The following is a 21245-nucleotide window of genomic DNA, read 5'->3' as shown; positions in this document are numbered from 1 at the left end:
CGGACCGACGGACGGACCACCAGAATTCGTTCCTGCTCTATACGTACACACTCGAGCGCTGCCTCGTTCAATCGCCGGTTTCAGACTCGACGATCTCGAGTGCCCCCTTCATCCCCGGTGGTGGTGAGGGGTGCAGTAGTAGGTGTAGACACCCGGCTCGTCGAACGTGAACGAGAACGTCTCCCCTCGCCGTGGTGCTCGCCGCTGTCGAACGCATCGTCGGTATCGACCACGTCGTGTCGACCGCCCGCACCCGTCCACTCCCAGGTGACCGTCGAGCCAGCCTCGACGCGAACAGCCCGCGGGGCGTATCCCATCCCCTCGCGACCGGTGCCGACCGCGACGACCAGCTCTTCCTCGCTGGCCTCCGTCCAGTCGACGGTTCCCGGATGATCGATCCCGTCGAGGTGTCCATCGAAATGGGGCTCGTCGTCCTCGGCGACGAACGATTCGCCCTCGTAGTAGTCGTCGTCGTCACCGCGTCCGAAGAGACACCCCGATAGTCCCGCGGTCGCCACGAGTCCGATTCCCTCGAGAACCCGCCGCCTGGTCGCTCGCTCGCGCATATACCTAGGCGTTCGGCTTCGTGGCCATAGCTCTCTCGCTCTCGCTCCCGCTGTACAACGTATGTCAACGTCTTCTTACGCGTGCACGCACGACCTACAACGTACGCGGGTACCACTCGATCTGACCCCACCTGCCAGGGAGGGATGACCGATCGATCTCCGCCCGCGAGACACCACTCGACGAGCAGCCGCGCCGTTCGACGGACCTGCCCCCGAATCAGGGGATACATTTATTATCATTTTGACGTTCCTAGAGCACCCGTGGTCGGTGAAAAACCGTGCCATGGTAGCGAGTTCCCACGGAGCTATCGGTTCGACGGCCTTATATACTAACCCTCTCCTCGAATAGAATGCAAACGACGTGGCCCACGCGGCCACGTCCCCTCTGGCCGTTTCCCGGCACGGAGGTTGGCACTGCATTCCACCCTTACACCGGGCGTCGAACCGATCCGACGACCTTAAGTGTGTAAGCCAATTCGGATTGGACGCAACCGTGGTCGGCCTCGCCGGCCACACCGATCCAACGGCCTTATATACTTAGGGGCGTTCAGATTGGAACGCGAACGCCTCGCCGGATGCGATTTCCGGCCGGGCCGCGATCCGATGCCCTTAAGTGTGTAAGGCTACTCGGATTGGATGTGAACGAGGTCGGCTTCGCCGGCTTCGATCCGATCCGACGCCCTTAAGTAAACGAGGGCACTCGGATGCAAACGCAAAGAACGCGTGATCGATGGGGCGTTCAACTCGCTCCATCATCTCGGACTCGGTTCGAAGGGGTTATGTACCCCGGACGACCTACAATGTAGTCCGAAGGAAATGAGGATCTCACCCCTGCGGTCCGCCGTACAGATGGGATCTGATGTTAGCCTTGGTAGTTCGGTGACGCTCGATCGGTTTATCGAGGTTGGTCACCGAACGGACCCATTTAGTGTGAGTGTGTACCTACATTCACCGCCAACTCCTCCAGCTCTGCTGGAGGGATAGCATTCCGGTTGATCCTGCCGGAGGTCATTGCTATTGGAGTCCGATTTAGCCATGCTAGTCGCACGAGTTCAGACTCGTGGCAGATAGCTCAGTAACACGTGGCCAAACTACCCTGTTGAGGGCGATAACCTCGGGAAACTGAGGCTAATAGCCCATACGGCTCGATGCCTGGAACTGGCTCGCTCGAAATGCTCAGGCGCGACAGGATGTGGCTGCGGCCGATTAGGTAGACGGTGGGGTAACGGCCCACCGTGCCGATAATCGGTACGGGTTGTGAGAGCAAGAGCCCGGAGACGGAATCTGAGACAAGATTCCGGGCCCTACGGGCGCAGCAGGCGCGAAACCTTTACACTGCACGACAGTGCGATAAGGGGACTCCAAGTGCGAGGGCATATAGTCCTCGCTTTTGTGTACCGTAAGGTGGTACACGAATAAGGGCTGGGCAAGACCGGTGCCAGCCGCCGCGGTAATACCGGCAGCCCAAGTGATGACCGCTATTATTGGGCCTAAAGCGTCCGTAGCTGGCCGTACAAGTCCGTCGGGAAATCTACTCGCTTAACGAGTAGACGTCCGGCGGAAACTGTTCGGCTGGGACCGGAAGACCTGAGGGGTACGTCTGGGGTAGGAGTGAAATCCCGTAATCCTGGACGGACCACCGGTGGCGAAAGCGCCTCAGGAAGACGGATCCGACAGTGAGGGACGAAAGCTCGGGTCACGAACCGGATTAGATACCCGGGTAGTCCGAGCCGTAAACGATGTCTGCAGGTGTGACGCTGGCTACGAGCCAGCGTTGTGCCGTAGGGAAGCCGTGAAGCAGACCGCCTGGGAAGTACGTCCGCAAGGATGAAACTTAAAGGAATTGGCGGGGGAGCACTACAACCGGAGGAGCCTGCGGTTTAATTGGACTCAACGCCGGACATCTCACCAGCACCGACAGTATGCTGTGAAGCTCAGTGTGATGAGCTTAGTGGAGCTACTGAGAGGAGGTGCATGGCCGCCGTCAGCTCGTACCGTGAGGCGTCCTGTTAAGTCAGGCAACGAGCGAGACCCGCACTCCTAATTGCCAGCAACACCCTTGTGGTGGTTGGGTACATTAGGAGGACTGCCAGTGCCAAACTGGAGGAAGGAACGGGCAACGGTAGGTCAGTATGCCCCGAATGTGCTGGGCTACACGCGGGCTACAATGGTCGAGACAGTGGGATGCTACGCCGAGAGGCGACGCTAATCTCCTAAACTCGATCGTAGTTCGGATTGCGGGTTGAAACTCACCCGCATGAAGCTGGATTCGGTAGTAATCGCGCCTCAGAAGGGCGCGGTGAATACGTCCCTGCTCCTTGCACACACCGCCCGTCAAAGCACCCGAGTGAGGTCCGGATGAGGCCGGCGTAACGCCGGTCGAATCTGGGCTTCGCAAGGGGGCTTAAGTCGTAACAAGGTAGCCGTAGGGGAATCTGCGGCTGGATCACCTCCACAGACCGGGACTGGGGCGACGCCCCAGCCCACACGCGGTCCGTTCACCGACCGCTCGATCGGCCGAGCGAGCACCTTTGAACTACCAAGGCTAACGTTGTGCCCCCGAGAGGGGGTGGGCCCATAGCTCAGTGGTAGAGTGCCTCCTTTGCAAGGAGGATGCCCAGGGTTCGAATCCCTGTGGGTCCATCTCTCGGGTGACGATGCTGTACTCTTTGAGTACGGCGTCTGATCCCGAATGAACCGATGCACCACCCCGCGCAAGCGTGGGTGGGAAGGGTCGATGCCACCAGCCGTCTACTGGTGGCAGATGAAGACCGTATGTACGTGTAGTCCAGGCGTCCACTGGACCCGTTCCCGGGTCACAACCGCTGCATTCTGTGCAGCACCGATCCGAAAGAACGTGGCTACTGTGCCAACTGGTGGATCGCTCGGCTCGAGAGCCGATGACGGACGTGCCAAGCTGCGATAAGCCCAAGGGACCCGCACGGAGGGGAAGAACTTGGGATCTCCGAATAGGAATCCTCTTGCAATTGCTTAGCGCAATGGGGAACGTCGAGAATTGAAACATCTTAGTATCGACAGGAAAAGAAAGCAAACCGCGATGTCGTTAGTAACGGCGAGTGAACCCGACACAGTCCAAACCGAAGCCCTCACGGGCAATGTGGTGTTCGGACTGACCTGCAACATCCGACCATCGACGAGAAATCCCTTGGAATAGGGTACGAAACAGGGTGACAGTCCCGTACCGTCGATCAGTACGATGGGAGTCAGCCCAGAGTAGCGGGGGTTGGAAATCCCTCGTGAATCCCGCGGGCATTGACCGCGAAGACTAAACACTCCTCGAGACCGATAGCGAACAAGTAGCGTGAGCGAACGCTGAAAAGCACCCCAAAAAGGGAGGTGCAATAGGGCGTGAACTCAGTTGGCGATAGAGCGACGGGGCATACAAGGTCCCTCTCACAATGAACCAGGTGCGAACCTGTAGTAAGCCGAGAGGGAAGCCGGTGTTCCGTCGTACGTTTTGAAAAACGAACCAGAGAGTGTGCCTGTCTGACGAGTCTAACCCGAGTATCGGGGAAGGCAGAGGGAAACCGATATGACCGCAGTCTTACGACCAGGGTCACCGTGTTCAAGCGCGGGGAGTCAGGCGGGCACGACCCGAAACCGGATGATCTAGGCATGGGCAGGGTGAAGCGTGGCGAAAGCCACGTGGAGGCCCGCAGCGTTGGTGTCCTACAATACCCTCGCGTGACCTATGTCCAGGGGTGAAAGGCCCATCGAATCCGGAAACAGCTGGTTCCAACCGAAACATGTCGAAGCATGACCTCCGCCGAGGTAGTTCGTGGGGTAGAGCGACGGATTGGGGGACCGGACTCCGAGAGGAGTTCGCCCCCCTGTCCAACTCCGAACCTACGAACGCCGTCGACGCGGGGAGTCCGGTGCGCGGGGTAAGCCTGTGTACCGTGAGGGAGACAACCCAGAGCTGGGTTAAGGTCCCCAAGTATGGACTAAGTGCGATCGAAGGTGGTCGCAAGCCCTAGACAGCCGGGAGGTGAGCTTAGAAGCAGCTACCCTCTAAGAAAAGCGTAACAGCTTACCGGCCGAGGTTTGCGGCGCCGAAAATGATCGGGGCTCAAGTCCATCACCGAGACCAGCGACGTGCGTCACAGCACGATTCCGTAGGTTGGCGTACTGTTCGGGTGGAAGCACGGAAGAGATTTCGTGTGGACCGTGCAGTAACGAAAATTCTGGTCATAGTAGCAGCGTTAGTCGGGTGAGAACCCCGACGGCCGAACGAGTAAGGGTTCCTCAGCAATGCTAATCAGCTGAGGGTTAGCCGGTCCTAAGTCAGCCCGCAATTCGAAGCTGACAAAAGGGAAATAGGTTAATATTCCTATGCCAGTGTGCACTCAAAGCCGACGCTTTGGGGCCGCCTCTCCGGGCTTTCGCCCGGGTGAACAGTCCAAGACCGTGGAAGCCGTAATGGCACGAAGCGGTCGAATGGCTGGATAACGCAAGAGAGGTCAACCCAGAGCCCGTGAAAAGGCAAGCACACTGTCCGTACCGAGATCCGACACAGGTACTCGTGGCGGCGAAAGCCAAGGTCTGTCGGGAGCAACCGACGTTAGGGAATTCGGCAAGTTAGTCCCGTACGTTCGCAATAAGGGATGCCTGCCACGGAAAGTGGCAGGTCGCAGTGACTCGGGCGCTCCAACTGTCTAGTAACAACACAGGTGACCGCAAATCCGTAAGGACTCGTACGGTCACTGAATCCTGCCCAGTGCAGGTATCTGAACACCCCGTACAAGGGGACGAAGGACCTGTTAACGGCGGGGGTAACTATGACCCTCTTAAGGTAGCGTAGTACCTTGCCGCTTTAGTAGCGGCTTGCATGAATGGATCAATGAGAGCGCCACTGTCCCAACGTTGGGCCCGGTGAACTGTACATTCCAGTGCGGAGTCTGGAGACCCCCAAGGGGAAGCGAAGACCCTATAGAGCTTTACTGCAGGCTGTCACTGAGACGTGGTCGCCATTGTGCAGCATAGGTAGGAGCCGTTACACAGGTACCCGCGCAGCGGGCCACCGAGGCATCACTGAAATACTACCCGATGGTGACTGCGACTCTCACTCCTGGCGGAGGACACTGGTAGCCGGGCAGTTTGACTGGGGCGGTACGCGCTTGAAAAGATATCGAGCGCGCCCCAAGGTTTCCTCACTCGGGTCGGAGACCCGAGAAAGAGCGCAAGAGCATACGGAAGCCTGACAGTGTCCGGCACAACAACGGACGCTGACGCGAAAGCGTGGTCAGCGAACCAATTAGCCCGCCCAATGCGGGCAATTGCTGACAGAAAAGCTACCTTAGGGATAACAGAGTCGTCACCCGCAAGAGCACATATCGACCGGGTGGCTTGCTACCTCGATGTCGGTTCCCTCCATCCTGCCTGTGCAGAAGCAGGCAAGGGTGAGGTTGTTCGCCTATTAAAGGAGGTCGTGAGCTGGGTTTAGACCGTCGTGAGACAGGTCGGCTGCTATCTATTGGGGGTGCTACGGTATCTGACGGGAACGTTCGTATAGTACGAGAGGAACTCCGAATGGGTGCCACTCGTGTACCGGCTGTCCGAGAGGGCACGTGCCGGGCAGCGACGCACCACGGGGTAAGAGCTGAACGCATCTAAGCTCGAAACCCACCCGAAAAAGAGATGCCACCGAGATCACTCGTAGAAGACGAGTTCGATAGACTCGGGGTGTACGCACCGAGGCAACGAGGTGTTGAGCCCGCGAGCACTAACAGATCAAGCCACCATTCATTTCGCATGGATCAACCCGTAAGAACGGGTCCAGGCGCTAATTGGACTACACGTACAACACGGTCACAACCGACCAGAGAACCTTAGACACCGTAACCGACCCTGGTACTGTCGCGGTTCGACTCCGCGAGTCGGCATTACGGCGGCCAGAGCGGCGGGGCACCACCCGTACCCATCCCGAACACGGCAGTTAAGCCCGCCCGCGTTTCGGCCAGTACTGGCGTGGGAGACCCGCTGGGAACCCCGGCTCGCCGCCGACCCACTCATACCACATACAGCATCCACCGATACTGGCGTCCTCGCGGCGGTTCGATTCCGCCGATCGGCATTAGAGCGGCCACAGCGGCGGGGTACCTCCCGTACCCATCCCGAACACGGCAGATAAGCCCGCCCGCGTTTCGGCCAGTACTGGCGTGAGAGATCCGCTGGAAACTCCGACTCGCCGCTTCCATTCATATCGTTTTCATACTGAAGAGCCGCAGCACCCCTCGAGCCACCACCGAACGGTCGACCTCAAGCGGACGCCTGGACGACCAACTCGGACACTTCAGGACGTCGAGAACGCAAGCGCTGGCGGCGAATACCGAACTCGAGGGCCCACCTTGAGCCCAGAAGCGGGTACCAGCGGCGGTGCCCGTGCTCGAACAGTGCTCAGCGTACGTTTAAGGCGACGACCGATGTAGGGGGCCGTGCAATGGTCTTCAAGAAGATCACGCTGATCGGAACGAGTACGGAGAGCTTCGACGCCGCAGCGGACGACGCCATCGACCGGGCGGAGTCGACGCTGAACAACGTCTACTGGGTCGAAGTCGACGAACTGGGCGTCGAAATCGCGTCGGTAGAGGAGCGACAGTACCAGGCGGAAGTGACGGTCGCGTTCGAACTACAGGAGTAGCGTAATCAGGTCCGGAAGGACTCGCCGCAGCCACACTCGCTGACGACGTTCGGGTTTTCGACGTGGAAGCCCTCGGCCTGGAGGCCGCTCTCGTAGTCGAGGATGCTACCCTCGATGTACTTGAGGCTCGCAGGGTCGACGAAGACCCGCAGGTCGTGGTGGTTGTAGATCGCGTCGTCGGCCTCCGGCTTTTCATCGAATCGCATCCCGTAGGAGAGGCGGCGCAGCCGCCTTGCTGGACGAACAGTCGGAGTCCGGCCTCCGTCGTGTCGTAGTCTTCGGCCTCGAGTAACTCGAGGGCGCGCTCGGCGGCGGTCTCGGTCACCTCGATTCGTGGGTTGGCGGATCCACCGTCTGCGCTCTCCGTGCTCATAGTGCACTCCACGGCTGCCTCGGTGTTAACTGTGACGCTCGCCGAGGTGGGGAACTCACTCGTCGTCCCGGTCGTCGAGACGGACGCGGACGCTCTCGGCGTGTGCCTCGAGGCCCTCCGCGTCGGCGAGCGTCGTGATGGTTGGCGCGAGTTCCGCGAGTCCGTCGCCGGAGAGCCGTTGCACCGTCGTGCTCCGGAGGAAGTGCTCCACCGAGAGGCCGCCCGCGACTTTCGCGCCGCCGTTCGTCGGGAGGACGTGGTTGGTGCCGCTGGCGTAGTCGCCCGCCGCGACGGGGGTGTTCGGGCCGAGGAAGACGCTCCCGGCGCTGTCGACGCGGTCCAGGATGGACTCGTCGTCGCCGGCGACGATGGCGAGGTGTTCGGGGGCGTACTCCTCGGTGAAGAGGATCGCCTCGCTCATCGACCGGGCGAGCAAGACGGCGCTGGCGTCGTTCTCGAGCGCCTCCCGGATCGTCTCCTCGCGCTCGCGGTCGGGGAGCGAATCCTCGAGTGCGTCGACGACGGCCTCGGCGGTCGCTTCGTCGTCCGTGACGGCCACGACGGAGGCGTTGGGGTCGTGTTCGGCCTGGGCGAGGAGTTCGGCGGCGACGTAGTCGGGATCGGCGATCTCGTCGGCGACGACGACGACCTCGCTCGGCCCCGCGAGAAAGTCGATCTCCACCTCGTCGCGAACCTCGGCTTTCGCGGCGGTCACCCAGCGGTTGCCGGGGCCGACGACCTTCTGGACCGAGGTGACGCTCTCGGTTCCATAAGCGAGGGCAGCTATGGCCTGGGCGCCACCGACGCTGTAGACGGCGTCGGCCCCGGCGAGGTGGATCGCCGCGAGCGTGACCGGATTGATCTCCTCGGCTGGTGGCGTCACCACGGAGACGTGCTCGACGCCCGCCACGACGGCGGGGACGACACCCATAATCGCGCTCGAGGGGTACGCCGCTGTACCGCCGGGGACGTAGACGCCGACGCGCTCGAGTGGCCGGAATCGTCGACCGAGTTCGCGCCCGTCGTCGAACTCGCGCCGCCAGTCCTCCGGCACCTGGGCCTCGTGGAACTCGCGGACGTTCTCGATGGCGGTGTCGATGGCGTCGCGGATGTCGTCCGAGAGGTCCTCGACGGCACGCTCGCACTGGTCGGTGATCTCGAGATTGCCGACGTCGACGCCGTCGAACTCGCGACAGTACTCCCGGACGGCGACGTCGCCTTCCTCGCGGACACGCTCGACGATCTCGCGGGCGTCGTTCCTGGCGGCGTCGACTCCGGCGTCGCGCTGGAACAGGGCCGCCCGGGTCTCGAGACCGAGGTCGGCGATTTCGGTGACGGAAAACGCGCTCATACGCTCGGATTCGGGCGAACGGTGAAAAACGGTTGCGTTCGCGGCCGGGGTTACGCGCTCTCGTTCCCACCTGCATCCGCATCCCCGTCCGCGTCTTCCTCGATCGGTGCGAGGCCGATCGCCGCGGCGGTCGCCCGGAGGAAGAGGAAGACGACGAGCGCGAACCCGACGAGGCCGATGGGGGCGGCGACCGTCTGGGCCGTTTGGAACGGGAGGACGATCCGACCAAATCCGAGCACGACGAAGCTCAGGACGACGAGTCCGAAGGCGAGCAGCGAGAGCCGAACGAAGTCGTGCTGGTCCATACTCGAAGTTCATGGCGTCGTCGCTAAGTGGTATCGGAACGTCGTCGACGGTGTCGACGGATTCAACGGCTCCAACGGCTTCGAAGGGGTCGTGGGTTCGATGGGGTCGATGATTCGGCGGCTTCGGCGGGCTCAGAGAGCGATAGCCGACGACGATCGCACTACCTCCCGTACGAGACGGTTCGAAAACGACGACCGACAGCACGCCGCTCGAGGAGAAACGTCGATCGGCGACCGACAGTATTCGTTTCGACGACGATACATCGAATTCAGGAGCGACGTTGAAGCGTTTCCCCCTCCTACGTCGGGTATGTCTCGTGCAGCGGACCTCGCGGACGTCCTCGCCGACAGTTCGTCGCTCGTGATCGTCTGTCACGACAACCCCGACCCGGACACGCTCGCGAGCGCGCTCGCACTCGAGGCGATCGCGACCGACCAGGACGTCGCCGAGACGGCCATCGCCTACGGCGGCGAGATATCCCACCAGCAAAACCGGGCGTTCGTCAACCGCCTCGAGATCGACGTGGAACCGCTTGAGGATCTCGAGATCGGCGAATACGACTGTCTGGCGTTCGTCGATCACTCCATGCCGACGGCGAACACGGCGCTCGACGCGCGGTTCGAACCGGACGTGATCGTCGACCACCACCCCGGCGAATCCGCCGACGCGACGTTCGTCGACGTCAGAACCGACTACGGGGCGACGGCGACGATATTCGTCGAGTACCTCCACGAACTCGAGGTCCCGTTGACGACGCGACTGGCGTCCGCGTTGCTCTTCGCGCTTCACCGCGAACGCCTGGATTTCGTCCGCGAGCCGACCCAGCGGGAGTACGAAGCTGCACTGGCGGTGTATCCCGAGGCCGACCTCGAGACGCTCGAACAGCTGTACGGCAGCGCCTTCTCGCCGGCGACGATCGACGCGATCGGTCGGGCGATTACCACCCGCGAGCGCCGCGGATCGGCCGTCACCGCGAGCGTCGGTCGAACGGTCGAGACGGATGCGCTTCCCCAGGCAGCGGACTACCTCCTCAACATCGAGGGCGTCGACACGACGCTCACCTACGGCATCGTCGACGGGACGGTTCGACTGAGCGGGCGGTCGATCGATCCGCGGGTCAACATCGGCGACGTACTCGTGGATGCCTACGGCGAGTTCGGGTCAGTTGGCGGCCACCACGACATGGCTGGCGGCCGAATTGGGCTTGGACTGTTCGCAGACGAAGCCAGCGACGACGAGAGCGTGCTGGCGTTCGTCGGCACCCGGGTTCGGCGACGATTTTTCGAGGCGCTGAATCTGGATTCCGGGAACGGTTCCAGGGAGTGAGTTGCTCAGTCGATGTCGATCCGCCTGGGTTCGTCCGCTGGCTGGCGTTTTGCGAGCGTAACCGTCAACACGCCGTTGTTGAGCGTCGCGTCGACGGCGGCGGTCTCGATCGGGTCGGGAAGCGCCACCCGCCGGTTGAAGGAACTGGCTTGTCGCTCGTGTCTGATAATGTTCGCATCGTCGCGCTCTCGCGTCTGGCTCCGGGTGCCCCGTATCTGCAGGCTCTCGGCCGACACCTGGATCTCGAGGTCGTCCGCGTCGTAGCCGGGAACGTCGGCGCTGACGACGAACGCGTGGCCGTAGTCGGCGACGTCGACGTTGGGTTCGCGATCGTGGAGCGACCAGCCGAGGCCGCCTCTGGGGGTGAACTCGGGGTTCCACGAACTTGTTGCGGCGCCGAACTCGCGGCCGAGTCGCTCGAAGAATGCACCGAGGTCGTCGAGTGGTTTGGGACGTCGTGACATGGTCGTCTCGAGTAACGCTGTCGGGACCGAAAAGTCCTCTGCACGTCGGAGTGACCGTCAGAAAAGTTGAGTGCACCGGGATGCCGAGGCGCTGGGGCGTCGGGGTGCAGGAGGGTCGGGAGACCGGCTGCCGGGGCACCGGGTGCTGGGCGTCGGGGTGCGGGGGCATCGGGACGCGGAGCACTCGAGGGCACCCCCTGCACACGACAGGGGAGGATACTCCCCCGTGGCACCCGTTCATTCACTCGATGACGGACGCAAACGCACTATTCGTCGTGAGCGAGTACGGCTATTGGGGCGAGGAGTGTATCGACCCGCTCGAGACGCTCGAGGACGCGGGCGTCGAGGTGACGATTGCGACGCCCTCTGGCGGGCCGCCGGAGATCGACGAGCGCTCGATCGATCCCGAGACGGTCGGTGAGGAGACCGCCGAACGTGTTCAGGAGCGCCACGAGACGGACGAACGGCTGAGCGATCCGGAGGCAATCGCGGACGTCCACGCCGAGGACTTCGACGCGGTCGTCTTTCCGGGCGGCCACGGCACCGAGTGGGACGTCAACCAGGATCACCACGCCCGGGCCGCCCTGCGGACGATTCTGGAGGGCGAGGGAAAGGCTCTGGTCGTTTGCCACGCCGTCGGCATCCTCGCGTTCGCCCGCGACAGCCACGGTGCGTTCGTCGCCAACGGGAGGCGAGTCACCGGGTTCCCCAACGCCTGGGAGGAAGACATCGTCGACGACCGGGACCTGCTCCCCGACGGCCGCAAGCTTCCCTACTGGGTCGAAGACGAGGTCACTACCGCCGGCGCTGACTGGGACGCCGACGCCGAGGCCGACACGGACGTGATCGTCGACGGCGACCTGATCACGGGCCGTGGGCCGGAATCCTCCCGGGCAGCCGCCGAGACGTTGCTCGAAGAACTCGAACAGAACGGTCAGTAAGAACGCGCTCGAGCGTTCGTACCAGGGGACGAGAATCGTCAAATCGTACCTATTTTGACATTGATCTCGCCGATGGAAACCCGCTTAAGGGAGCACGTTATCGGTTTGAACGATGAAACGACGGACGGTCCTGGGCGCCGGTGGGGCGCTCGCCGCTGGGGTGGTCACGGTTGCGACCGCCGCGAGTCAGACGTCGCGTGACGACGCGTTCGTTTCGGCGGCTCGAGCGCCGCCAGCGGCGGATAGGGTCGAACGAGAGACGGAACGCCTCCTCTCTGGTACTGAGCACGAGACGCCGCTGCACGCGATCGACGCGCCGGAAGAAGGCCCGACGGTGATGGTGTTCGGCGGGGTCCACGGCGACGAGCACAACGGCATCGACGTCGCTCACGAAATCACCGACTGGAACCCCGACGCGGGGACGCTTGTCGTCGTCCCCGAGACGAACCGCGTCGCCGTCGAGAACGAGCAGCGAGAAGGCACTGACGGAGACCTCAACCGGATGTTTCCACTGGACCGCGAACCGATAACTGACCTCGCTCGCGGCATCTGGGACGCCGTCGAACGCTACGACCCCGACGTCGTCCTCGATCTACACCGATCGCTCGGCATCTTCGGCCTTCACGACCGATACGTCGGCCAGGCAGTTTTCCACACGCCTGACGCCCACGGCGACGAACTCGCGACGTCTCTCAACGATGACCTCGTTCCCTGGTACATGCCCGCTCACCGGTTCGTGGCCATGGAGAGCACTCAACCGAGTCCGCTCCTGTTCAAGAAGGCAGCACACGAACTGGGGTCGACCGCCTACCTCTTCGAGACGACCCGCTTCATGCTCGACCGATCTACGAAAAACGCGTTCACGCGGGCAGCGGCGGCCCGCGTCCTCGCACTACACGGCCTACTCGAGACGGAGGCAGTGGTGGCCCGATGACCCTCACTCTCCGACGCGTGCTGGCGGGCCCGGCGACCGTCGCCACGTTTCTCTTCCTGGTCGTTCCGTTTGGCCTCGGCTGGCTCAAGACGGCCCTGTTCTCCCCGCTCGCGCTTCCCGGCTACATCATCTACGCGATCGGGTCGGCGGTCGGCCACAGGCTCGCGCCACAGTTCGAGCTCTGGGTCTACTGGATCCCCTTCGTCGCCGGGTGCTACGGGATTTCGGTCGTCGTCGGAACGGTATACGAGTGGGCGCGAGCCGCGATCTCCCAGTAATCCGTCGGTCTGCCCAGCTCGAACGGATTCGCCGAGGCTGGCGGGAATCACGCCCTTTTTACCCGACGACGGGGAAAAGCCGGTATGAGCTTCGACGAAGACGACCGCGTCGTCTTACACGACAAGCACAGCGAGTTCGACGGCGAAACTGGCACCATCACCCAGACGATGGAGTCGATGTTCGGCGACACGACCTACACGATCAGCTTCGAGGACGGCCAGGAGGCCGGCGTTCCGGAGGATGCCCTCGAAGCAGCCGAGGACGAGGCCGCCGACGAGGATGTCGTCGAGGACGAAGACGAAGAAGACGACGCGTAACCAGTCTCGATTCGCCCCCAGTAGCGCGTCTCACCACCGCCGTTCGACCCCGACTCGAGGACACGCCGATGCCACAGATTCCGCTTCACTACGTCGACCTGCGAACGTTCTGCTACGCCACCGAAGACGACAAGCGCGTCGAGGCGGCGCTGAGACGCTTCCTCCCCGAGGAGGCCGAGATCGAACGCGTCGAGAGCGAGGGCCACTACGGGGACCGTATTCTCGTGCTTTCAGCCCGCGTCGAGAACGCCGACGACGTTCGCCACGTGCTCGCCCAGTTGACCGACCTCGAGACGTTCGACCGGCTGCTGGCGGAACTCGACGACCGCGTCACCGACAACTGCGAACTGTTTCTCCGCCTTGACAAGCAGGCCGCCTTCGGCGGGGACGTCCGACTCGGCGAGGGGATCACGTTCCGCGCGAAAGTCGAGGCCTACCCGGCGAAGAAGCCACAGGCCGTCGAAAACGCCGAGACGGTGCTCGAGGAACTGGCGGCCGATGCTGGCGAGGAGTGACTGATAACGCTTCGTTACCGGTTATCGTTCGCCTCCGCCCGAAACGTCTTCTGCCTGGCGAACCGTCAACACCGGCGCGTCGGAGAGCCGAACCACCTTCTCGGCCACGCTCCCGATCAGGTAGCGATCTAGCCCGGTCCGGCCGTGCGTCCCCATCACGATCATATCGATCCCCTGACTCTCGGCGTACTCGAGAATCTTCGTGTGAGGACTGCCGCGCTCGAGCGTGGTGATAACCGGCTCGACGCCAGCCCGGGCAGCCTCGCCGGAGACGTCCTCGAGGACCGAGTCGCCGACGGTCTCGAACTGCTCGACGATGGGGCCGGTTTCGACGTCGCCCGCGAAGACGGCCTTGTCGATCACGTAGAGGACGTGTAACGCGGCGTCGTACTGGTTCGCGAGGTCAATCGCGTGCTCGAGGGCGCGACCCGTCGTCTCGCTGCCGTCGGTGGGGAGGAGGATTCGCTCGTACATCGCTGTGAGTCGTGTGTTCGAGACCCACGGTCAAATAGTATGTGTCGGCGTTTGCCGCAGTCGCGTCAGGGGTCGCCGTGTGAGACGCCCTCGCGCTGGTCGGCCTGGAGTCGCCGCACCGCGGCCCGCGCGTTGCCCGCCTCGTAGCCGAAGATGACGTCATTCCCGTAGTGACCGGCCACCTCGGCCGCCTGACACAGGTTCTCGAGGTCGACGTTCACCGCGTAGAGTTCGATACTGAACGGCGTCTCGAGCGCGCTCTCGAACCCTTTGGCGATCGTCTCGAGCCAGTAGGTCGTCGTGTACCCCATGTCGTAGAGGGGGACGACGAACTCGTCGACGTGGGGCTCGAGGGCCGCGAGGTCGAGCCCGGATCGCTCGTAGAGGTGTCCCGGGTAGGGGTCGGGATACAGCGTCAGGTAGACGCGGCCGGGGATACGATCGGCCGCCGCCTCGACGAACTCGGTGATCACGTTCGCGCGCCACGCGAATCGATCCTCGAACTCGCTCTCGGCGAAACGTCGCTCGCACACCTCGCATCGACAGTACTCCGGGCGCGGGAAGCCGACGTCGTCGAGACGAACGTCCTCGTTCGCGGCGACGCAGTCGTCGATGATCTCGAGGAGTCCATCCCGGTACTCGGTTCTCGAGGGGCATATGTAGGCCCAGTCGAAGTAGGGCCGCTCTCGCGTGGCGGGACGGCCCTCGTCGTCGACGGGGACGAGCGAGGGGTCGGCGTCGGCCGCCGCGTTGTCACCGAAACAGGAGACCATGTTCACTGCGTCGGGGAGCGGTTCGGCGGATCGACCGGTCACGTCTTTGACTTCGTAGAACGCCCGGCCGAAGTCGTCCCACACGACTTCGTCGGGGTTTCGCGTCACGACGCCGTACATGGGCGGCGATAGGACGTCGAGACGGTAAGCGGTTCTGATTCGCTCGGTTCCTCTCTACTCGATCGGCTCGTACTCGACGTCGACCTCGGACGTGCTGAAGACGACTTTCCAGAGAACGACGACGGCGACCAGGACGAACAGGAATTTGATCGTACGCGACATGTACGCGTGGAGAGTCAATCTCCTAACACTTAGAGATTCTGGATAGTCTCGGAAATAGAACGAGAAATTCGTTCGTCACCCAGCGCGAGTCGATCAGGTCGGCGATTTCGTCGCGAACGATCGTTTCGCAGTACGAACAGCGAACCCCGTCCTCGAGGACGTCGAAGCGGGAGGTGACGGGTTCGTTCTCGGTCGTGATGCAGGTTGCGTTCGGGCAGGTGAGCACGCCCTCGACCTCCTCGGGTCGTTCGACGCGGTGTTTGCTCGCCACCTCATAGTCTCGCACGATGTTGATCGTCGCGTCGGGCGCGATCAGCGAGAGCACGTCGACTTCCTCCTGGCTCAACTCGCGGCCCTCGACCTTCACGATGTCCTTGCGGGCGAGTCGGTCAGAGGGGACGTTGATCCCGACGGAGACCTCCTCGTCCTGGCTGCCGTCGATTCCGAGGATCGCGAGGACGTTCAGCGCCTGGCCACCCCGCACGTGGTCGATGACGGTGCCGTTTCGGATCTTGCTGACGCGGAGTTCGTGGTCGTGGTCTGGGTCGTCGTCGTGATCGTGATTATCGCTCATCGAGACACACCCCTTCGAGAAGGCGATTGAGCAGCGCCATCCGAACCGGCACCCCGTTGTGCGCCTGTTCGAAGTACGCCGCGTGGTCGGTGTCGTCGATCTCGGGCGCAATCTCGTCGACCCGCGGGAGCGGGTGCATCACCGTCAGGTCGTCGCTCGCGGCCTCGAGCGTCTCGAGGTCGATCTGGTACTCGCCGGCGATTCGCTGGTACTCGTTTTCGTCCGGGAACCGCTCGCGCTGGATGCGGGTCACGTAGAGGACGTCCAGGGAGTCGAGGACCTCCTCGAGGCTCTCGTGTTCGCGCACGGACGCCCCTTCCTGATGAAGGTCGTAGACGACTTCCCGCGGCAGCTGCAGGCTCTCCGGGCTGACGAAGTGCTGGTGAGCGTCGAAGTTCGACAGCGCGTAGGCCAGCGAGTGGACCGTCCGTCCGTACTTCAGGTCGCCCATGATCCCGATCGAGAGGTCGTCGAGACCGGCGTTCTCCCGGATCGTGTAGAGGTCGAGCAGCGTCTGGGTCGGGTGGTGGCCCGCCCCGTCACCGGCGTTGATCAGCGGGACGTCGACGAACTCGCTCGCCATCTTCGCGGAGCCCTGACTCGGGTGGCGAACGACGATGGCGTCGGCGTATCCCTCGATGACGCGGACGGTGTCGGCGAGCGTCTCCCCTTTCTTGACGCTCGAGGACTCGACGGATCCCATGTCGACGACGTCCCCGCCGAGGCGTTTCATGGCCGTCTCGAAGCTCATCTTCGTCCGGGTGCTCGGTTCGAAAAAGAGCAGGCCGAGAATCGTCCCCTCGTGTTTTCCGGCGACGGCGTCCGGATCGGCGTCGATCTCGGCAGCCCGGTCGAGGACGGCCTCGACGTCCTCCCGCGTGAGGTGTTTGCTCGTGATGAGGTGATCGTGGCGCATCTACTCGAGATGGCACGCGCGGGCCTCTTGAATCTCCCCATCCCCGTTCGCCGTCCGTTTGTCTATCCCCATCCACCGCCCCCGTTCGGCGTCCGTTTCTTCACCCTCGTTCGCCACCCCGTTTGCCGTCAGTTCGTTCCGGTACTGGCCTCGGCTCCGACTTCGTTCGCTTTCCACCGTAGCCTCAGAACGTCTTCCGCCCCTCGTCCGTGATCACGCTCTCGAGGAGGGCGACGGGAGTCGCGTCGTACGCGGGGTTCTCGATGGAGAAGCCTTCGGCCGGTTCGGCCATGACCTCAACGGGCGTCCGATACTCGTTCTCGAAGGCGAAGCCCTCGGAGACGATCTTCGCGGCGGAGCCGAGCACCGTGACCGGAACCTTGAGCTGGGCCGCCGTCGACGCAATCGGAAAGGTGCCCACGCGGTTGTAGAGGAAGTCGTCGACGATGCAGTCCATGCCGATGAGCACGCGCGTACATTCGGGCAGGTAGTGGCCGTGGGCGCTGTCGGTGATGAGAGTCACGTCGAGGCCCGGAAGCGTCGCCAGTCGCCGGGCCGTCTTGCGACCGATGTATCGCGGCCGGGCCTCGGTGACGTACACATCGAAGCTCATCCCGCGCTCGGTGGCCAGCTCGAGGGCCTCGATGACTGTCGAGGAGAAGTCGTGGGTCAGGATCGTCTCGCCGTCTGATAGGTACTCGATGGCGTTCTCGGCGGCTCGGGTCTTCCCGGACTCGACGCGAGCAACGACGTCCTCGATGGCCGTCTCGGTGAACGTCTTGGCCTCCGAGACGGTGTCGGGGTCGGCGTCTTCGACCTGGTGGACGACCTCGCGGACCGCGTTCTGGAGCGAGGCGTGGGAGGGGTTGGCCCGGCGGAGGGCCGTCGCGTTTCGGTCGAGGTCGCGAACGTACTCCTCGACGGTCGCGAACTCCCGCTCGAGGAGGTCCGTCAGCGCGCGCGTCGCCTTTATCGCTACCACCGAGGAACTGTGCGTCTGCATTTCCTTGATCTCCTCGGCCGTCTCGTCGATCATACTCGAGCAGACTGCGGTCAGCACAAAAGGTGTTCCGGGTGGGTGGTTCTGCCGTCGGTGCCGACTGGAATGGGACGTCGGTGCCGACCGGAATCGGGCACACGGCTTTTGGCCCGCCGCGGCGTGGAACCCGGTATGACCGGCGCCGACACGGACACCGTCACCGTTCGCTACACCTGCCCGCACTGTGACGCCGTCGTGAGCCTCGAGCGAGCCCCCGACCTCGCGGATCGGTCCGTGACGACCGTCCGCCAGCCCGGCTGGGAGTACGCGATGCGAACCGACCCGATCGAGGTTCGCGAGACGGCGGACGGCATCGCCTTTCGCTGCGGCGAGGACGGGCCGGTGACCGACCGCGACGGGAACGCAATCGAGGGCTGTGGCCGCCCCTACTACCTCAACTTCGTGCGATTCGAGCACGGCGTCGAACTCGAGCCCGAGCCGCCCACCTACGGGGGGCCGCGGTTCGACTTCCGAACGTGAGACGGCAGCCTCGAGCGTGGCGACGAGCACTCGAGGCCGGCGCTTGCTGAAGACAACACAACGCTTTTCGAGCGCCAGCGGCCACCAGTAGGTATGGACGAAGCCGCCGTCCGAGACCGTCTGCGAACGGTCGAGGACCCGGAACTGGGGGACGACATCGTCACGCTCGGCCTCGTGAACGACGTGACCGTGAGCGAGGACGGTGAGGTCGCCGTCGACCTCGCCCTCGGGGCGCCGTACTCGCCGACCGAAACTGCCATCGCTGGCGCCGTCCGGGACGCCCTCGCCGAGGACGGGGTCGACCCGGAACTCTCCGCGAGCATCCCCGACCGCGACGACTCGAGCGGCGACGAGGTGCTCCCGAACGTCAAGAACGTGATCGCCGTCGCCTCGGGCAAAGGCGGCGTCGGGAAATCGACCGTCGCGGTCAACCTCGCGGCGGGGCTCGCCCGTCGGGGCGCCCGCGTCGGCCTGTTCGACGCCGACGTCTACGGGCCGAACGTCCCCCGCATGGTCGACGCCGACGAGCCGCCGATGGCGACGGAGGACGAGACACTCATCCCGCCGGAGAAGTACGGCGTGAAGCTGATGAGTATGGCATTCCTCGTCGGCGAGGACGACCCCGTCATCTGGCGAGGCCCGATGGTCCACAAGGTGATCACGCAACTCACGGAGGACGTCGAGTGGGGCCACCTCGACTACCTCGTGATCGACCTCCCGCCGGGGACGGGCGACACCCAGCTGACGATGCTCCAGACCATCCCGGTGACGGGTTCGGTGATCGTCACCACCCCCCAGGACGTCGCCCTCGACGACGCCCGGAAGGGGCTCCAGATGTTCGCCCGCCACGACACCGTCGTCCTGGGCATCGCGGAAAACATGGCCACGTTCGTCTGCCCCGACTGCGGCGGCGAACACGACATATTCGGGACTGGCGGCGGGTCGGCGTTCGCCGAGACGCACGACCTGCCGTTCCTCGGGTCGATCCCGCTCGATCCCCGCGTTCGAGAGGGTGGCGACGAGGGACAGCCGACCGTCCTGGACGAGGAGAGCGAGACCAGCGATGCCTTCCGGGAGTTGACCGCCGCCGTCGCGAACAACACCGGCATCGTCCACCGGCGGGCCGTCTCCGAATCGGTCGCCGAGCGAACGCCGCCGGTCGACGCGGGCGAAGGCGCAAGCGCGGGCGAGGGCGAGCACTGAGCCGACATGAGCGAGCACACTGAGAGACCATGAGCGGCGACGAGTTCGAGCCCGATTCCGAGCGCGTGACCCTGCTCCGGGAAATCGCCGACGACGTGCGCGGGGACTCGAGCGAGAGCAAGCAACTGGCGAACATCCTCTACCGGACGAGCGACCTCTACGACGAGGCCGAGGACACCTCGCCCGAGGAGATTGTACGGAACGTCAAATTCATCCTCGAGGTCACGGAACGCGGCGGGCTCGGGCGCTGAGATTCGGTTTTCGACTTCTCGAGGGTCGAGCGCCGAGGGCCATACGGAGGCCGGAGCGCGTCGTTTTTGTAGCCGCCGACCCCAGAACGACCGTGGACGCGAATCAGCAGTCGACGGCGAACCCGTTCGGCATGGACGAGGCCTGCGAGAACTGCCCAGAACTCTGTGTATCGCGCACGCAGGTCGTCCACGGCTACGGCGACGTGGGGGCCGACTTCCTGTTCGTCGGCGAGCGACCGAGCGCGCGGGCCGACACGGTTGGGATTCCGTTCCTCGAGGCGGGTCCCGAAAGCGAAGGCGAACGCGAGACCGGCGACGACGGCGGAACGGGTGGAGACGGAGCCAACGGCGGCCTCTACAGAATCCTCCAGCGCCTCGGCCTCTGCGCGAGCGCGAGCGACCCCGAGGAACCGGAACTCGCCAACGTCTACCTCACCCTGCTGACTCGCTGTCGCGACCCCGAGCGCCCGCCGACGGACGAGGAGGTCGTCACCTGCGAACCGTACCTCAACGCCGAGATTCGCATGATCAACCCCGAGATCATCGTCCCCGTGGGCCAGCGCGCGCTCACCGAAATCGGCACCGAGTACACGACGACGGCCGCGGACGACCTCGAGATCGAGACCCACCACGCGACGACGATCCGGGGCCGCGGTTTCGAACTCGTGCCCATGCTCGAGCCCGCGGCCCAGACTCAGGCCCAGACCCAGGCCTGGCTCGAGCACTTCGTCGACCTGATGGCGTCCGATTATCGACAGACGAAGGGACGACAGGGGCGCTGACGAGGTCGCCAGGAGGGCCAAGTGGAGGCCGCAGATGCCGGGACTGCCGGGACTGATCGCCCGAATTTGGCACGCTGAGCCACACAACGCTTAAATCGGAACCGTTCATAGTCGCGAGTATGCACAAGGACGAACTGCTCGAGCTCCACGACGAACTCGTCGTCATCATGGAGTACTTCTCCGAGCGAGAGCACGTCGACGAGAGCCTCTTCGACGCCTATCACCAACTCGACGTCGACCCCGACGACGTCCACAAGTCGAAGAGCGAGCACAAACACGCCGTCTTCGTCCTCGGCAACGCGCTCGCGAACGCGATGAGCGAGGACGAGTTCTCGAGCGCGGGCCGGATCGGCAAGCGCATGAAGGAACTGGCCGACGACGCCGAGTCGAAGATCTAGCTGGGACTCGAGGCTGACGATAGACCTCCGATTCGCCACC

At 63.6% G+C, this 21245-nt stretch carries 21 protein-coding genes, 1 tRNA gene, 4 rRNA genes and 2 pseudogenes; 17 read left to right on the top strand and 11 right to left on the bottom strand.

All coding sequences use genetic code 11. The features are described from left to right. Positions 1 to 80 precede the first annotated feature (80 nt). Positions 81 to 566 (bottom strand): plastocyanin/azurin family copper-binding protein, encoded by a 486-nt coding sequence (locus ACFQS4_RS22100; RefSeq protein WP_500196594.1) that lies wholly within the window; start codon positions 564 to 566, stop codon positions 81 to 83. A gap of 985 nt (positions 567 to 1551) precedes the next feature. Here ACFQS4_RS22100 and ACFQS4_RS22095 point away from each other — a divergent pair. The 6 genes from ACFQS4_RS22095 to ACFQS4_RS22070 all read left to right on the top strand — a co-directional run bounded on the left by ACFQS4_RS22095 (position 1552) and on the right by ACFQS4_RS22070 (position 7227). After that, positions 1552 to 3021 (top strand): 16S ribosomal RNA (locus ACFQS4_RS22095). A gap of 116 nt (positions 3022 to 3137) precedes the next feature. Continuing rightward, positions 3138 to 3209, top strand: a tRNA-Ala gene (locus tag ACFQS4_RS22090). 209 nt (positions 3210 to 3418) lie between these two features. Beyond that, a 23S ribosomal RNA gene (locus ACFQS4_RS22085) occupies positions 3419 to 6331 on the top strand. 139 nt (positions 6332 to 6470) lie between these two features. After that, positions 6471 to 6592, top strand: a 5S ribosomal RNA gene (rrf, locus tag ACFQS4_RS22080). A gap of 69 nt (positions 6593 to 6661) precedes the next feature. Continuing rightward, positions 6662 to 6783 (top strand): 5S ribosomal RNA (gene rrf / locus ACFQS4_RS22075). The 16S, 23S and 5S rRNA genes sit together here with 1 tRNA gene alongside, the layout of an rRNA operon. 243 nt (positions 6784 to 7026) lie before the next feature. Further along, on the top strand, positions 7027 to 7227 hold the full coding sequence (locus ACFQS4_RS22070) for a dodecin (RefSeq protein ID WP_254157105.1): 201 nt from the start codon (positions 7027 to 7029) through the stop codon (positions 7225 to 7227). A 5-nt stretch (positions 7228 to 7232) separates the two neighbouring features. On the opposite strand, the pseudogene ACFQS4_RS22065 reads toward ACFQS4_RS22070, so the two are convergent. From ACFQS4_RS22065 to ACFQS4_RS22055, 3 genes and pseudogenes are all read right to left on the bottom strand, one after another. Continuing rightward, a pseudogene (locus ACFQS4_RS22065) lies at positions 7233 to 7600 on the bottom strand (HesB/IscA family protein). A 55-nt stretch (positions 7601 to 7655) separates the two neighbouring features. Further along, positions 7656 to 8951: a histidinol dehydrogenase gene (gene hisD / locus ACFQS4_RS22060; protein WP_500191552.1), complete on the bottom strand. Its 1296-nt coding sequence runs from the start codon at positions 8949 to 8951 to the stop codon at positions 7656 to 7658. Positions 8952 to 9001: 50 nt separating this feature from the next. Continuing rightward, positions 9002 to 9256, bottom strand: coding sequence for a hypothetical protein (locus ACFQS4_RS22055; RefSeq protein ID WP_500191554.1), 255 nt, complete (start codon positions 9254 to 9256; stop codon positions 9002 to 9004). A 310-nt stretch (positions 9257 to 9566) separates the two neighbouring features. Between ACFQS4_RS22055 and ACFQS4_RS22050 the strand changes: the two genes are divergently transcribed. Further along, positions 9567 to 10583, top strand: coding sequence for a DHH family phosphoesterase (locus ACFQS4_RS22050; protein WP_500191558.1), 1017 nt, complete (start codon positions 9567 to 9569; stop codon positions 10581 to 10583). Between the two features lie 5 nt (positions 10584 to 10588). Here ACFQS4_RS22050 and ACFQS4_RS22045 read toward each other — a convergent pair whose 3' ends face one another. Next, complete coding sequence (locus tag ACFQS4_RS22045) at positions 10589 to 11047, bottom strand: Hsp20/alpha crystallin family protein (RefSeq protein ID WP_500191560.1); 459 nt, start codon at positions 11045 to 11047, stop codon at positions 10589 to 10591. Positions 11048 to 11295: 248 nt separating this feature from the next. Here ACFQS4_RS22045 and ACFQS4_RS22040 point away from each other — a divergent pair, with 248 nt between their 5' ends. From ACFQS4_RS22040 to ACFQS4_RS22020, 5 genes are all read left to right on the top strand, one after another. Beyond that, complete coding sequence (locus ACFQS4_RS22040; protein ID WP_500196591.1) at positions 11296 to 11988, top strand: type 1 glutamine amidotransferase domain-containing protein; 693 nt, start codon at positions 11296 to 11298, stop codon at positions 11986 to 11988. 112 nt (positions 11989 to 12100) lie between these two features. Beyond that, a complete protein-coding gene (locus ACFQS4_RS22035; RefSeq protein ID WP_500191564.1) occupies positions 12101 to 12922 on the top strand; it encodes a succinylglutamate desuccinylase/aspartoacylase family protein in 822 nt (273 codons plus the stop codon). Then, positions 12919 to 13200 (top strand): hypothetical protein, encoded by a 282-nt coding sequence (locus ACFQS4_RS22030; protein ID WP_500191566.1) that lies wholly within the window; start codon positions 12919 to 12921, stop codon positions 13198 to 13200. The genes ACFQS4_RS22035 and ACFQS4_RS22030 overlap by 4 nt, the downstream gene beginning before the upstream one ends. 84 nt (positions 13201 to 13284) lie before the next feature. Next, positions 13285 to 13518 carry a DUF1918 domain-containing protein gene (locus ACFQS4_RS22025; RefSeq protein WP_500191568.1) on the top strand — a complete coding sequence of 78 codons (234 nt, stop codon included), beginning with the start codon at positions 13285 to 13287 and terminating at the stop codon, positions 13516 to 13518. 68 nt (positions 13519 to 13586) lie between these two features. Then, entirely contained in the window at positions 13587 to 14033 is a 447-nt protein-coding gene (locus ACFQS4_RS22020) for an RNA-binding protein (protein ID WP_500191571.1), read from the top strand. 21 nt (positions 14034 to 14054) lie between these two features. Here the strand turns inward: ACFQS4_RS22020 and ACFQS4_RS22015 are convergent, their stop codons facing one another. The 6 genes and pseudogenes from ACFQS4_RS22015 to ACFQS4_RS21990 form a co-directional block, all read right to left on the bottom strand. Beyond that, complete coding sequence (locus ACFQS4_RS22015; protein ID WP_500191573.1) at positions 14055 to 14507, bottom strand: universal stress protein; 453 nt, start codon at positions 14505 to 14507, stop codon at positions 14055 to 14057. A 65-nt stretch (positions 14508 to 14572) separates the two neighbouring features. After that, entirely contained in the window at positions 14573 to 15400 is an 828-nt protein-coding gene (locus tag ACFQS4_RS22010) for a hypothetical protein (RefSeq protein ID WP_500191577.1), read from the bottom strand. 247 nt (positions 15401 to 15647) lie between these two features. Beyond that, positions 15648 to 16136 (bottom strand): annotated as a pseudogene (pyrI, locus tag ACFQS4_RS22005) (aspartate carbamoyltransferase regulatory subunit); the annotation flags it as partial. After that, the gene (gene pyrB, locus ACFQS4_RS22000) at positions 16126 to 17052 is read right to left on the bottom strand and encodes an aspartate carbamoyltransferase (protein WP_500196589.1); all 927 of its coding nucleotides are present in this window, start codon (positions 17050 to 17052) and stop codon (positions 16126 to 16128) included. The pseudogene pyrI and the gene pyrB, both read right to left, overlap by 11 nt. Further along, positions 17053 to 17229 carry a hypothetical protein gene (locus tag ACFQS4_RS21995; RefSeq protein ID WP_500191582.1) on the bottom strand — a complete coding sequence of 59 codons (177 nt, stop codon included), beginning with the start codon at positions 17227 to 17229 and terminating at the stop codon, positions 17053 to 17055. A gap of 7 nt (positions 17230 to 17236) precedes the next feature. Further along, entirely contained in the window at positions 17237 to 18088 is an 852-nt protein-coding gene (locus ACFQS4_RS21990; RefSeq protein ID WP_500191585.1) for an eIF2B alpha/beta/delta subunit family protein, read from the bottom strand. A gap of 135 nt (positions 18089 to 18223) precedes the next feature. Here ACFQS4_RS21990 and ACFQS4_RS21985 point away from each other — a divergent pair, with 135 nt between their 5' ends. The 5 genes from ACFQS4_RS21985 to ACFQS4_RS21965 all read left to right on the top strand — a co-directional run bounded on the left by ACFQS4_RS21985 (position 18224) and on the right by ACFQS4_RS21965 (position 21205). Next, entirely contained in the window at positions 18224 to 18571 is a 348-nt protein-coding gene (locus tag ACFQS4_RS21985; RefSeq protein ID WP_500191587.1) for a DUF7969 family protein, read from the top strand. A 93-nt stretch (positions 18572 to 18664) separates the two neighbouring features. After that, positions 18665 to 19774, top strand: coding sequence for an Mrp/NBP35 family ATP-binding protein (locus ACFQS4_RS21980; protein WP_500191590.1), 1110 nt, complete (start codon positions 18665 to 18667; stop codon positions 19772 to 19774). Positions 19775 to 19803: 29 nt separating this feature from the next. Beyond that, complete coding sequence (locus ACFQS4_RS21975; RefSeq protein ID WP_254157129.1) at positions 19804 to 20025, top strand: DUF7976 family protein; 222 nt, start codon at positions 19804 to 19806, stop codon at positions 20023 to 20025. Positions 20026 to 20117: 92 nt separating this feature from the next. Further along, entirely contained in the window at positions 20118 to 20807 is a 690-nt protein-coding gene (locus tag ACFQS4_RS21970) for a uracil-DNA glycosylase (protein WP_500191593.1), read from the top strand. A gap of 119 nt (positions 20808 to 20926) precedes the next feature. Further along, positions 20927 to 21205 carry a UPF0058 family protein gene (locus ACFQS4_RS21965; RefSeq protein ID WP_253436521.1) on the top strand — a complete coding sequence of 93 codons (279 nt, stop codon included), beginning with the start codon at positions 20927 to 20929 and terminating at the stop codon, positions 21203 to 21205. Positions 21206 to 21245: the final 40 nt, after the last annotated feature.

The sequence above is a fragment of the Saliphagus sp. GCM10025317 genome (assembly GCF_042663665.1).
Lineage (GTDB): Archaea > Halobacteriota > Halobacteria > Halobacteriales > Natrialbaceae > Natronosalvus.
This window is presented reverse-complemented; position numbering and strand designations above follow the sequence as displayed.